At 67.3% G+C, this 13,179-nt stretch carries 13 protein-coding genes; 4 read left to right on the plus strand and 9 right to left on the minus strand.

All coding sequences use genetic code 11. The annotated features are described in order from the left end of the window. The first annotated feature begins 98 nt into the window (after positions 1–98). Positions 99–971, plus strand: a complete 873-nt coding sequence (locus C8271_RS08285) for a DUF3097 domain-containing protein (protein ID WP_245921049.1) — start codon at positions 99–101, stop codon at positions 969–971. A gap of 225 nt (positions 972–1,196) precedes the next feature. After that, positions 1,197–1,694, plus strand: coding sequence for a DUF4870 domain-containing protein (locus C8271_RS08290; RefSeq protein WP_245921050.1), 498 nt, complete (start codon positions 1,197–1,199; stop codon positions 1,692–1,694). Here the strand turns inward: C8271_RS08290 and C8271_RS08295 are convergent. The 7 genes from C8271_RS08295 to C8271_RS08325 all read right to left on the minus strand — a co-directional run bounded on the left by C8271_RS08295 (position 1,672) and on the right by C8271_RS08325 (position 9,833). Continuing rightward, on the minus strand, positions 1,672–2,229 hold the full coding sequence (locus C8271_RS08295) for a hypothetical protein (protein WP_138774544.1): 558 nt from the start codon (positions 2,227–2,229) through the stop codon (positions 1,672–1,674). The two genes, C8271_RS08290 and C8271_RS08295, sit on opposite strands and share 23 nt — an antisense overlap. Then, a complete protein-coding gene (hemW, locus tag C8271_RS08300; RefSeq protein WP_106506909.1) occupies positions 2,226–3,425 on the minus strand; it encodes a radical SAM family heme chaperone HemW in 1,200 nt (399 codons plus the stop codon). Before hemW ends, C8271_RS08295 begins: the two co-directional genes overlap by 4 nt. Further along, positions 3,422–4,153 (minus strand): MOSC domain-containing protein, encoded by a 732-nt coding sequence (locus tag C8271_RS08305; protein WP_106506910.1) that lies wholly within the window; start codon positions 4,151–4,153, stop codon positions 3,422–3,424. The genes hemW and C8271_RS08305 overlap by 4 nt, the downstream gene beginning before the upstream one ends. Continuing rightward, a complete protein-coding gene (locus C8271_RS08310; RefSeq protein ID WP_106506911.1) occupies positions 4,150–5,202 on the minus strand; it encodes a hypothetical protein in 1,053 nt (350 codons plus the stop codon). The genes C8271_RS08305 and C8271_RS08310 overlap by 4 nt, the downstream gene beginning before the upstream one ends. A gap of 25 nt (positions 5,203–5,227) precedes the next feature. Further along, entirely contained in the window at positions 5,228–7,099 is a 1,872-nt protein-coding gene (lepA, locus tag C8271_RS08315) for a translation elongation factor 4 (protein ID WP_245921051.1), read from the minus strand. Positions 7,100–7,225: 126 nt separating this feature from the next. Continuing rightward, complete coding sequence (locus C8271_RS08320; protein WP_106506912.1) at positions 7,226–8,140, minus strand: alpha-E domain-containing protein; 915 nt, start codon at positions 8,138–8,140, stop codon at positions 7,226–7,228. Then, complete coding sequence (locus C8271_RS08325) at positions 8,121–9,833, minus strand: circularly permuted type 2 ATP-grasp protein (protein WP_170957838.1); 1,713 nt, start codon at positions 9,831–9,833, stop codon at positions 8,121–8,123. The genes C8271_RS08320 and C8271_RS08325 overlap by 20 nt, the downstream gene beginning before the upstream one ends. A 71-nt stretch (positions 9,834–9,904) precedes the next feature. Here C8271_RS08325 and C8271_RS08330 point away from each other — a divergent pair, with 71 nt between their 5' ends. Beyond that, entirely contained in the window at positions 9,905–10,615 is a 711-nt protein-coding gene (locus tag C8271_RS08330) for a type II toxin-antitoxin system PemK/MazF family toxin (protein ID WP_106506914.1), read from the plus strand. 303 nt (positions 10,616–10,918) lie between these two features. After that, complete coding sequence (gene rpsT, locus C8271_RS08335) at positions 10,919–11,185, plus strand: 30S ribosomal protein S20 (RefSeq protein ID WP_106506915.1); 267 nt, start codon at positions 10,919–10,921, stop codon at positions 11,183–11,185. Positions 11,186–11,376: 191 nt separating this feature from the next. Here the strand turns inward: rpsT and C8271_RS08340 are convergent, their stop codons facing one another. Further along, complete coding sequence (locus C8271_RS08340) at positions 11,377–11,973, minus strand: dienelactone hydrolase family protein (protein ID WP_106506916.1); 597 nt, start codon at positions 11,971–11,973, stop codon at positions 11,377–11,379. A 183-nt stretch (positions 11,974–12,156) separates the two neighbouring features. After that, on the minus strand, positions 12,157–13,137 hold the full coding sequence (gene holA, locus C8271_RS08345) for a DNA polymerase III subunit delta (RefSeq protein ID WP_106507971.1): 981 nt from the start codon (positions 13,135–13,137) through the stop codon (positions 12,157–12,159). Positions 13,138–13,179: the final 42 nt, after the last annotated feature.

Genomic DNA, 13,179 nt, shown 5'->3' on the forward strand with positions numbered 1-13,179 from the left:
GCACTTGGTGCCGACGAGTGCCAATCCTACGCGGCGTCCCGACTAGCCTCGCGTGGCGTTCGCTACCGGAGGAGCGTCAGACCGATACGGTGCCTGCCGTGTCACACTTCCCCGATCGTTACGGTTCCGATGTCCTCGCCGGAACCACCGCACACCACCGCCGTCGTCCTGTCTCCCGCGAGGTAGCCGTCCAACGGGACCTCGTGGTGGAGGAAGCCAGCACCGGATTCACCGGCGCCGTCACCCGGCTGGAGAAGATCGCCGGAGAAGTCTGCGTCGAGCTCGAGGACGGCCGTGGCCGCAAACGCTCCTTCCCGCTCGGCACCGGATTCATGATCGACGGATCCCCCGTCACTCTCGTCCGCCCGCGGCCTGCCGCCCCGAAACCCGCCACGAAGCGTTCCGCGAGCGGGTCCGTCTACGTCGACGGCGCCCGGGCGCGCACCGCGCGTGCCTCCCGCATCTGGGTGGAAGGCAAGCATGATGCGGAACTCGTGCAGAAGGTGTGGGGGCACGACCTGCGCATCGAAGGGGTCGTCGTGGAGATGCTCGACGGCGCCGACAACTTGCCTGAGCGGGTCCGCGACTTCGCGCCCTCCCCCACGCGCCGCCTCGGTGTACTCGTTGACCACCTTGTAGCCGGTTCCAAGGAGACCCGGCTTGCCGAGCAGACGATGGCCGTACCCGGGGCACGCGGGAATGTGCTGATCCTCGGACACCCCTATATCGACGTCTGGCAGGCGGTGCGCCCCGCTCGCGTAGGGCTCACGGCCTGGCCGCACATTCCCCGCGGCACCGACATCAAGATCGGCACCCTGCAGGCGCTCGGCTGGCCGCACAGTGACCAGGCGGACGTGGCCGCGGGATGGCAGCGGATCCTCAGCGCTGTGCGCTCCTACGCCGACGTCGAACCGACGCTGTCCGGGCGCATCGAGGAACTGATCGACTGGGTGACGGCCGTCGACGAGTGAACGCTGGTGACGGGCGAACGGGGGGCGACCTGCGGACACAGGCGACCGGCGAACGCGGACGAGCGGCGAACGCGGGCGAGGTACACCGCCGTTCCCTGATCGGTGGAAACCCCACTGGATCTGAGGAACCCCACCGCAATGAGCGCATCTGGCCGGCGCCGATCGCCCATCCCTCATCTAGGCTGGCAGCATCGTCCGTTCCCATCCGACGCTGAGGAGACCACGATGAGCGCGAACCAGTCCTTCGATCCGCACACCGGCCCGCAGCCGGGAGGTGGGGCCGCATCCTCGCTGAACGATGCACCGCCGTCCGCGGCACGGTATGCCTCGGACGCCCCGATGACCGGCGAGCCGGTGAAGGACTCCGAGGCCACGATGTGGGCGATGTTCTCCCATCTCGCCGTGGTGCTGGGTCACTTCGCCGCAGTCCTCGGCTGGGTCGGTCCCCTGGTCATCTTCCTCATGTACAAGGACCGCAACCGCTTCATCCGCTTCCACGCCGCGGAGGCGCTGAACGGGGCGATCGCCACGCTCGTGCTGTCTATCGTCTTGTCGATCCTGCTGACCATCACCGCGGTGATCACGTTCGGCTTCGGCAGTTTCCTGCTGCCCCTCGCCGGCGCGCCTCAGCTCGTGCAGATCATCTTTGCGATCATCGGCGCGGTGAAGGCGAACAACCGTGAATGGTGGAGCTACCCGGTCAATCTGCGCTTCGTGAAGTGACCCCAGGCAGGTCGCCCGCAGCAGTGCGGACCACACCAGCAATGAGTTGCGCTAGCCGGGCTGGCACAGCGAGCACCATCATCCCGACGAACATCAGCGCGATGTTGAACGTTGCCGCATCGCCCGACTCCAGCTGACGGAAGAGCAGGAAGAGCCCCGCCAACGCCAGCGGAATGACCGTCCCGACGCTGATTCCCACCAGGGCGAGCGTTGCCACTGCTGGATCGGTAGGTCCGCGACGGATGCGCCGCAGCGTCAACACCACGCACACGACATCGACGATCACAGTTGCCACGAAGGCGATGATCGCGAGCACGTCGAGTACAGCGGCAGCTGTCAAAAGGCGGTTCACTCTCTGCGCCCCGTCGGGCGTCGGGGTGAAGACCTCGCCGACCCCCAAGACCATGCCCACCGCTCCGACGATTGCTCCGAGCACCAGGAGCATCACCGCAGCCGTCCACGCCAGCGCGTCCAGCATGACAATGACGCCATACAGGCGCCGCGGCCTCGCGGGGGCGGGGGCAGGCGCGCTCATGGAACCAGGTCTCGGGTCACGGCATCGGCGAGGAGCCGACCGTGCCTGGTCAGGACGAGCCGTCCGGCGCTGAGGGCGTCCTCGTCAACGTGTCCGAGTGCGCGGTGACGCTCAATCATCGGCCATGTGGCCTCGGGCACCGCTGCAATGGCCAAGCCGTCCCGCAGGCGAAGCTCAAGCATGACCCGCTCGGTGAGCCGGTCGTGGTCTGCGAGGCGCTCGCTGTCCTGCACGGGCAGACGGTCCTCGGCAAGGTACTGCGCATACCGGCTGGGATGCTTCACGTTCCACGCCCGCAGGCCGTCACGGTGACGGTGGGCGCCGGGGCCTATGCCCCACCAGTCGCCACCGCGCCAGTAGGTGAGGTTGTGCCGACAGCGATGCTGTTCACCTCGAGACCAGTTGGAGATCTCGTACCAGTCGAGCCCAGCAGCCGAGGCGAGATCGTCCACGAGCTCGTACTTGTCGGCCATGTCATCACCGTCCGGGGCGGGGATCTCGCCGCGGCGCAGCTGTCGGGCCATCGCGGTGTTCCCCTCGATGATCAGAGAGTATGCGGAGAGGTGGTCGATGTCGCATGCGAGAGCGGCATGCATCGAGGTCTCGACGTCGGCGAGAGTTTCCCCCGGGGTGCCGTAGATCAGGTCGAGGCTCACATCCAGGCCCGCCTCACGCGCCCAGGCGACAGCCTGCGGCACGCGCTCCGGGTCATGCGTGCGGTCAAGCGTGGCGAGCACGGAGCGGACGGCGGACTGCATGCCGAAGGACACGCGCGTCACGCCCCCGTCCGCGAGGATGCGCAATGATTCTTCGGTGACCGAGTCGGGGTTCGCCTCGGTTGTCACCTCGACGTCGGTCGCGAACGGTATGAGCGTGCGCAGGTGAGCCAGCATGCGTACGAGGTCACGGGCCGGCAGAAGCGTCGGGGTGCCGCCCCCGAAGAAGACCGTCGCGACCCGTTCGTAGTCGTAGCCCGCCGCGCGATCCGCGGCGCGGGTCAGGTTCATCTCTCGGATCGCGTTGTCGGGATACTCCCGCTGCGAGCCGCCACCGCCCAGCTCCGTGGCAGTGTACGTATTGAAGTCACAGTAGCCGCACCGCACCGCGCAGAACGGAACATGGATATAGACCGACAGATCGCGCCCAGCCGCGCCACGCGCCGCGCCATCTGGCGTCGGCTCCTTCACCGCGTTCATCGGCCCACCGAGGACAGGTGCTCGGGGTAGTCGAAAGAGAACCCGCTGCGCTCGATGACGGCCAGACAGCTGCGCACCTGGCTCGCATACAGCACCGTGTCCGTGTCGATCGCCCACTGCAGCAGGGCTCGCGCCTGCTCAACGTCCACCCCGCGGAACGTCTCGCCGACCGTCACACCGTGCGGCGGGGCCGTTTCCGGCACGATGGCGTCGCCAGCGCGGATCTCTCCAGGCTGGACCACACGGAAATAGGCGCCGCAGCGTCCGCCGTCTCGAAAGCGCCTCGGCCAGCGCCCATCGCCCATCCAGTCGGCGAAGGTGCGACAGGGGTCGCGTCGACAGGTCGCCTCCAGCACGGCGGAGCCCACCCGCCACCGCTGGCCGACGACCACCTCGTCGGTGTCGACGCCGACCGTCACTAGGTTCTCCCCGAAGTGCCCGTCAGGCAGCTCGCGCCCCTCGTCCGCGGCGAGCTGTTCACGGGTCTCACGCGCGAACGCGTAGATCGCCTTGAACAGGCCGCCGTGATGCTCGGTGTCGCCCTGGTGGTCGCCGTCGGCACCGAGCGGGCCGACGACCAGCGGGCCCTGGATCGGGCGCTTATCGATCCCGGAGTCGATCCCCGACGGCGCAGAATGGAAGATCTCCTGCGGCAGGCAGACGGCCGCGATCCGCGCAGCCGACACCGGTGCCGCGGGTGAGGGAACAGCAGCGTGCTCCACGTTCATGACCCTGCCCTCAGGTTTTCTCGGATCGCGGTGCGCAGCTCGGAGCTGTTCTCGCTGTTCTTCAGCGCCCAGGCGTCCCGACCGGTGATGACGAGCATGCGCAGAGCGCCTCCGCGAGGTCGGTGGGCGAACACTTCCCAGGCGGCACGGCCGATGTCGTCCGGCACGGCATCATCGGCGAATGTGGCAACCACCCAGTCGAGCACGCTGTCCCGGGTGCGGGCATCGACGCGCAGCTGCGGACCCAGGGGCCGCACCAGCAGGTCTTTCCAACGGTCGCTCGCCACGAACTCGTCATCGGCGTCGATCAGACGCCAGCCTCCCATGAGGCTCATGCTTCTGCGCGACGGGTCAACGTCGAGCTCCATGATGTCGTGCTCTTCGATCGCGACCGCCTCAGGCACAGCCGCGAAGGCGGCCTGATGCGTGCGGTCCAGGCGCTCGACCAGCTCCGCAGGCAGCAGGTGTTCGACCCGTCGACCGGTCTGTGCTGTGACCTCAGCGGTCAGCGCCTCCCCCTCACGAGTGCGCAGCTCCTGCACCGGTTCATAGCGCAGCACAACGCGCTGGAGGGCGTAGCCATCGTCGGCGATCGCCGATTTCACCCGCAGCAGATGGCCCGGGCGCGCTGCATCGAGCCGGATCAGGTCCGTGAGCGGGAGGTCGGCGTCCGCGGTGCGCCGTTGCCGTTGAGTGCTGCCCTCGCGGATCAGCCAGGCTGCGTCGTCGGTCACCTCGAGCACCCCGGTCGCAGTCGGGATGCGGCCCGCATGCCGATCATCCTCGAGCAGGAGCCCCCAGACACCGCCGCCGATGACCTCCCGAAATTGCTGCAGCGCGTCGATCTCCAGGGCAGCGCCGCGGAAGCCGTCGAACATCTGCTCAGCGGGCGTCCATGTAACGGTGTCCTCGTCGATCGACGGTGTGCTCAGCCAGCTCGGCTGCTGCTGCGCGAAGCCCTGCGGATCGCGGTCGGCCAGGATGTCCGGCAGCGCGGCGACCTCGATCAGCTCCCATGCGCCGATCAGATCCTCAGGTCTGACGTTCATGCGTCGAGTCTGACACACGGGCACGTCACTTCTTCTTGGCGTCCTTCGCATCGCCGCCATCGGAGGACAGTGCCGCGATGAACGCCTCCTGGGGGACCTCCACGGAGCCGATGTTCTTCATCCGCTTCTTGCCTTCCTTCTGCTTCTCCAGCAGCTTGCGTTTACGGGAGATGTCACCGCCGTAGCACTTGGACAGCACGTCCTTGCGGATGGCGCGGATGTTCTCGCGGGCGATGATGCGTGAACCGATCGCCGCCTGGATCGGCACCTCGAACTGCTGGCGCGGGATCAGGTTCTTCAGCTTCCCAGCCATCTCCACACCGTAGGAGTAGGCCTTGTCGCGGTGGACGATCGCGCTGAAGGCATCCACGGGCTCACCCTGCAGCAGCATGTCGACCTTCACCAGATCCGCCGCCTGATCACCGGAGACGTCATAGTCGAGCGAGGCATAGCCCTTCGTCCGGGACTTCAACTGGTCGAAGAAGTCGAAGACGATCTCCGCCAGCGGCAGCGTGTAGCGCAGTTCCACACGGTCCTCGCTGAGGTAATCCATCCCGCCGAGGCTCCCGCGCTTGGACTGGCACAGCTCCATCACGGCACCGATGAACTCGCTCGGTACCAGAATCGTCGCCCGAGTGATCGGCTCGCGGATCTGCGCGACCTTGCCTTCGGGGAAGTCCGACGGGTTCAGCACCTCGACATGGGTGCCGTCCTCCATCGTCACGTCGTATACCACCGACGGAGCCGTGGAAATGAGGTCCAGATCGAACTCGCGCTCCAGGCGCTCGCGCACGATCTCCAGATGCAGCAAGCCCAAAAACCCCACACGGAAGCCGAAGCCGAGCGCAGTGGAGGTCTCCGGCTCGTAGTTCAGGGCGGCGTCGTTGAGCTTGAGCTTGTCCAGGGCATCACGCAGCGCCGGGTAGTCGGAGCCGTCGATCGGGAACAGGCCGGAGAACACCATCGGTTTGGGATCGGAGTAGCCCGCGAGCGGTTCACCCGCACCGCGCACAGCAGTCGTCACCGTGTCACCCACCCTGGACTGGCGCACGTCCTTTACACCCGTGATGAGATACCCCACCTCGCCAGGCCCGATACCCTCCGTGGGCCGGGGCTCCGGGGAGATGACACCCAGCTCGAGCAGCTCGTGCTGCGCGCCAGTGGACATCATCTGGATCTTCTCGCGGGGGCTCAGCTCACCGTCGAACACACGCACATAGGTGACCACGCCGCGATACGTGTCGTACACGGAGTCAAAAATCATGGCGCGGCACGGCGCATCAACCTGGCCGGAGGGCTCCGGAAGCGTCTGCACCACGTGATCGAGCAGCTCGGGCACACCCGCGCCCGTCTTACCGGAGACTCGCAGCACGTCCTCGGGTTCGCAACCGACCAGCTGGGCGATCTCCGCCGCGTACTTCTCGGGGTCCGCGGCCGGAAGGTCGATCTTGTTCAGCACAGGGATGATGGTGAGATCGTGTTCCATCGCCAGGTATAGGTTCGCCAGCGTCTGGGCCTCGATGCCCTGAGCGGCATCGACCAGCAGGATCGCCCCCTCACAGGCGGCCAGTGAGCGGGACACCTCATAGGTGAAGTCCACGTGGCCAGGGGTATCGATCATGTTCAAGGCGTAGTTCACGCCGTCGACCTGCCAGGGCATGCGAACAGCCTGCGACTTCACGGTGATGCCGCGTTCACGCTCGATGTCCATGCGGTCCAGGTACTGGGCACGCATCGCCCGCTCGTCGACGACACCGGTGAGCTGCAGCATCCGGTCGGCCAGGGTGGACTTGCCGTGGTCGATGTGGGCGATGATGCAGAAGTTCCGGATCCGCTCCTGCGGCGTGGACGCGGGACGGATGTCCGTCGCCTCCTCGGGGGCGATCCTGGGGGTCACCGGTGTGCTTCCTTCCGACGATGGGTCGCGCCCGATCAGGCGCAAGGGTCATCGTCTCACGATCCCGGGGCGCGGACCCTGTGGCTCGTGTGCGGTTGTGGCGCGGTCGGCAGCGGGGTGGGGCTCTCAGTCGGCGGCGGGCTGGAAATACGTGGAACCGAGGGCTCGGGTCACGGCACCGGTGAGCACCTGCAGCTGTTCCATCTCGTTCTCGACGTCCTCGAGCACTTCGTCCAGGGACCGATAACGCAGACTCGCGGTCGCGCGGCCCACCATGCGACGGGCAAGATCCTCGGTACCCATCCGGTCGACGGCGTGGCCATGGAGCTTTGCCAGGGAGTAGAGGAGGTCGTCGCACTGGGCCAGGCAATGCGCGGCCGAGCGAGGAAACAGCGAGTCCATCAGCAGGAACTCGATCGCATCGGAGGCGTTGACCTGCCCACGGTAGGAGCGGATGTACGCCTCGTGTGCGCTGCACGTGCGTAGCAGGAGCACGGTGTCGCTGTCTGAGCCATGACGCAGATGCTGCGCCTGCAGAATGCGGGAGATCATGTCCACCCGCTCCAGCTGCTGCCCCACGCGCAGGAACAGCCACGCCTCATCACGGGTCATTGCGCCGTCCACCAGGCCGTTCAGCACGGCGCAGCGGTCCTTGGCGAACTGGAACATGGAGTGCACGCGGGAGGCCTGCACTGTGCTCGGCATACCGAGCGTCGTGATGTTCAGCGATTCCCACACCTCGGTGGTGAGCACCTCGCGGGAACTGAGGGCGTTCTCGCGCGCGGCCTGCAGCGCCCCCGCCACCGACGACGGGTTCGTGCGGTCCGTCACCAGGCGCTCGATCACGCGCTGCACCGTCAGCTCCGTCTCGGGCAGGTTCTCCAGACCGAAGATGCGATACAGACGGCGACAGGCCAGCCGCTCATCGTCGGGAGACTCCGTGAGCGTCTGCAGGTTGACGTCGAGGATCCGCCCGGTCTGGTCGGCTCGCTCCACATAGCGGCCGATCCAGAACATCGAATCAGCGATGCGGCTGAGCATCAGAGCCCTCCTGCGTCCTGGGGTGCTCGACGGACTGCGACTGCGTCGTCTCGTCGAGCTCAGTGGCGTCGATCAACGGGATCGCGGCGGTCACTGTGGGTGGCTCCTCGGCGGCGGGTCGGTCGCTGCCGGCCGATGCACCCGGCGCGCCGGGCGCGGTCTCGCCGCCGTCGACAGGTTCGTCTCCGACGTGCTCCTCCACCACGCGGATGGCACCGGTAGAGGTTGGCACTTCAACCCGGGTGGGACGGTCGGCCACGAGCACCCACGTGTCTTTCGAGCCGCCTCCCCGTGAGGAGTTCACGATCATCTCGCCGTGAGCGAGCGCCACGCGGGTGAGACCGCCGGGCAGCACGTACACGTCGCCGTCCCCGTTGTTCAGCGCGAACGGGCGCAGGTCCACGTGGCGCGGCTCGAGTCGGCCGTTGGCAAGGGTCGGGATCGTGGACAGCTGCACCAGGGGCTGCGCGATCCACCCGCGCGGATCGGCCACAAGGCACTCACGCATGTCGTCGAGTTCCTGCGTGGTGGCGGCCGGGCCGATGAGGATGCCTGTGCCACCCGACCCGTCGACGGGTTTGACCACCAGCTCGTCGAGGCGGTCCAGCACCTCCGCGAGCGATTCGGGCTCCTCCAGTCTCCAGGTATCGACGTTCGGGAGCACTGGCTCCTCGGCCAGGTAGTAGCGGATCAGGTCCGGGATGTACGTGTAGGTGAGCTTGTCGTCGGCGATGCCGTTGCCGATCGCGTTGGCGATCACGACGTTCCCGGCGAGCACCGCGCGCACGATGCCGGGCACCCCCAGCATCGAGTCAGGCCGGAACACCTCCGGGTCCAGGAAGTCGTCGTCGGTGCGTTTATAGATGACGTCAACGCGGCGCAGACCAGCAGTGGTGCGCATGTAGATTCGGTCCTGCCGCGTCAGCAGATCGCTGGCTTCCACGAGCTCTACGCCCATGGTGCGAGCCAGCAGGGAGTGCTCGAAGTAGGCGCTGTTGTAGCGGCCGGGCGTGAGCACGACGATGGTGGGTTCCTCCCCTGCCGTGTCTGGGGCGGCTGCCCGCAGCGCCTTCAGCAGCCGACGCGGATATTCGGCGACGCCGCGCACCGGGCGATTCGCGAACAGCTCCGGGAAGGTCTGCAGCATCGCTCGACGGTTGGACAGCACGTAGCTGACGCCGCTGGGGATGCGGGCGTTGTCTTCGAGCACGCGGAATCCGCCCGCACCATCGCGCACCAGGTCAATGCCGCAGACATGAAGACGGACGCCATTGGGCGGCCGGTAGCCCCGCATCTGCTCGACCAAGGCAGAGCTAGTGGACACCACGTCGCGGGGCAGCACACCGTCGGTGATCACCCGCTGCTCCGTGTACAGATCATCGAGCAGCGCCTCGAGGGTGCGCACGCGCTGCGCCACACCCGCAGAAACGAACGCCCACTCCTCGGCGGCGATCACACGCGGGACCGCGTCGACGGGGAAGGGCCGCTCTTCACCCGCATAGTCGAAGGTGACGCCCTGGTCGAGGTAACTCCGGGTCAGCGATGCTGAGCGACTGCGGAACTCGTCGGCAGACAGCGAGGCCACTGCGTCGTGGAGCCTGCGGTAGGTGCTGCGTATCGTGCCGTCCGGCGCGATCATTTCGTCTCCTGTGACGGTCGCGTCGTAGGCGCCGAACAGTGAGCTGGCAGACATGTCTACCATCTAACACCGTCCCCTCCCCGTCGTCGTGCTGACGCGAGGAGATCCTCTCGCAAGGAGCCCCGATGTCCCTGTCCCGACGCCTCGGCGCGCTGATGCGCAGCGCGGTCCGTTCACCTGCTGCTCGTCGCGCCGCCCGTGATCTCACCCGCTCGGCTGCGGCCGCCGTGCGGTCCGGTGCACGCGGCACTGGCGGCATGGTTTCGGAGGCCGACGACGCCGCCGTACGCCGCGACGAGTCCAGCCGACACCGCGACCGCCACAGCGCTGCGCCTGACGGGGATGCTGGGCAGGCGCCGACGGCACAGGCGCTCGCCGATCGCCGCTCCACACCGCCGCCGGCGATCAGCTACGCGCCACGCGCGGATGGTGATCCGGACCCGGGCGAAGTGGTCTGGGGCTGGGTGCCTTTCGAGGAGGACATCACGCGCGGCAAGGATCGGCCCGTTCTGGTGCTGGCACAGGAGGATGCGCTCATCGGCGGCGATGACGGTGAGGGTGAGGTGCTCGTCGCACTCATGCTGACGTCCCGGGACCGCACGCGGCCCGGTGGCGTCGGCACCGATGAGCACGGCAACACATGGGTGGATATCGGCAACGGCAGCTGGGACGCGAAGGGCCGCCCCTCTGAGGTGCGGGTCGATCGGTTGCTGCGACTGCGTCCGTCGGCAGTGCGCCGCGAGGGAGGGCGGCTGGATCGTGACCGTTTCGACCAGGTGGCCCAGGCAGCGAGTGCCGTACACGGATGGGGCGACGGATCGCATACGCCCCGCTGAGCCGCCGAGCTGACCGGGGCACTCGACGTCACGACGGAGATGGGACGCAGACCACGCCCCATCACTGAGCTGTGACCGCGCTGTTCTGGTAACGTAGCCGCTCGTATGTGTGACATACCGTTCGGTGTGCGCGCGTCGCAGGCCCCACCGTGTCAGGGCCCCGCGGCAGGGCGACCCGAGCGAGTACCCGTGGCAGCGACCCGCTCCCGACGTCTCCAGGCGATGCCCCACCGCCGGTCCCCGTCGAGTCCGGTCCTCAGCAGTCGCGGATGTTCCACCACCAAGCACAAGAGAGAAGTCTCCGTGGCAAACATCAAGTCCCAGATCAAGCGGAACAAGACCAACGAGAAGGCGCGTCAGCGCAACCGGGCCGTCAAGTCCGAGCTGAAGACCTACGTGCGCAAGGTCCGCACTGCCGTCGCCGCCGGTGACGCCGACGGTGCGCAGTCGGCGCTCAAGCAGGCTTCGCGCAAGCTCGACAAGGCCGCCTCGAAGGGCGTGATCCACAAGAACCAGGCCGCCAACCGCAAGTCAGGTCTGGCCAAGCTGGTCGAGAAGGTCGGCGCCTGAGCATCTGAGCTCTGGCAGAGCCCCGTACGGAATGATCCGTACGGGGCTCTTGCGTTCCTTCCCATCTCGGCTGGCACGTACTGTGGCCAGCGGACGAGATACGACGAAACGACCCGGCTCAGCCGCACTGCGGTGGGCCTCCTGCCCGCCGCATCCTCGCACGGGGGCTCCGAGTCTCAGCGGGGTCAGGGTCAGCGCGTCGGGTCCGCGACCACGCGCGTGAGCAAATCGTCAATCCGTTCGATCACGAGAGCGGTCGCCTCGGCGTCATGGTCGGGGGTCGTGGAATCCGTGAACAGGTGACCGCGGCCCGGGTAGAGGTAGACCTCCAGCGCGGGATCCAGATTCTTCTGCACGTCGATCGCCGCGGCGAGGTCACCGTCTTCGATGAAGAACGGATCCGCCTCCATGCCGTGGACCTGTACCGGTGTACCGCTCGGCCAGGATCCGTCGATCTGCGTCGGGTCCACGAAGGCGTGAAGCAGGAACGCGGCGGTCACCTCGGGACGGGTCTGCAGGACGGTCTGTGCGGACATGACCCCCAGCGACAAACCACCGACGACGAGCGGACCGTCGTGCCGAGCTGCTGCCGCAGCGGCGCGCTCACCGATCGCGTCGAAGCCGATCTCCTGGATGTGGGCGAAGCCCTCCTCGATGCTGTTGAAGGTGCGCCCATCGATCAGGGACGGCACGTCTACCGAGTGGCCGAGCGCGCGTAGCTGCTCGGCGAAGGCTTGGACGCCATCAGTCACGCCCATCACATGGTGGAACAGCAGGATGTCGCTCATGGCGCGAAAGTAGGCAGTGTCTATGGTGGTGTCAAGGGATCTTCGCGGCCGGAAGAGCGATCAGAGAACGGAGCGCGAGCCGACCTCACCCGTGGGATCCGCCTGCGTGCGCCGCGGGGGCTTCACCGAGCGATCCAGGGCCGCAGAAGCCAGATCCGCCCGAGTGCGCCGCGTGGGGGCCGTTCAGCGGGCGCGTCGGGCGCGGCAGATCTCCATCACCATGTGCTGCACCGACCAGCGGGGATCGCGGGCGGCGCCCTTGACCTCGTGATCAGCTTGCGCAACAGCGTCGAGGGCACGCGCCACGGAACGGTCGGTCCACGAGCGCGCTTCACGAGAGAGGTTGCGGATCATCCACTCAGGCTTGCCGAGGGTGCGCGCCGTCGCACCGGGGGCGGTGACCGCGGCGAGGGAACGCATCTTGGAGGCGATGGCGGCCACGATCGGGACAGGGTCGGCGCCAGCCAGCATCGCCTGGGCGAGCAGCTGCAACGCTTCCTGCTCCCGGCCCGCAATCGCAGCGTCCGCAACAGCGAAAGCGGTGGATTCGACACGTCCGGCGGTCAGTGCGTGGACCTCGCTCGTGGTGACCGGTGCAGGAGCGGTGCCGTCATCCGCGGTGGTGTCGTCAATGAGCTGCCGGGAGATCGCGGCGAGTTCGGAAAGGTCCGTGCCGAAGGCATCCACCAGGGCAGCGGCGGCGTCGGGCTGGATGCGCCGACCGGCGCGCGTGAACTCGGCGGTGACGAAGGCCTGCTTGTCGGCGGCGCGCTTCAGCGGCGCAGCGGGCACCGTGGGGACCTTCGCCTTCGTGAGTGCATCCAGCAGTTTCTTGCCTCGATTGCCGCCACGGTGGACGAGCACGAGCGTGACATCAGGTTCCGGGGAGGGCAGGTAGTCGAGGATCTCGGCGATCAGCGCATCCGGGGCGTTCTGTAGCTCCGGGACGATCACCAGTCGCGGCTCTCCGAACAGGCTGGGGCTTGCGACCTGGACGAGGCTCTCACCGCTTTCTCCGGGCAGTTCGTGGATCGCGACCTCGGGGTTCTGTTCACGGGCGAGGGTACGCAGACGTTCAAGGGCGCGTGCGGCGATGAGGCTTTCGGTGCCCTTGATCAGGGTGATGGGCGACAGCGCAACGCTGTGCCATTCGACCTCGCTCATCGCAGTCGCGGGGAGCTGATGGTAGCGGCCATGGCTCTCCTT

Origin of the sequence: Brachybacterium timonense (assembly GCF_900258505.1) — a bacterium.
Taxonomy (GTDB): Bacteria; Actinomycetota; Actinomycetes; order Actinomycetales; family Dermabacteraceae; genus Brachybacterium; species Brachybacterium timonense.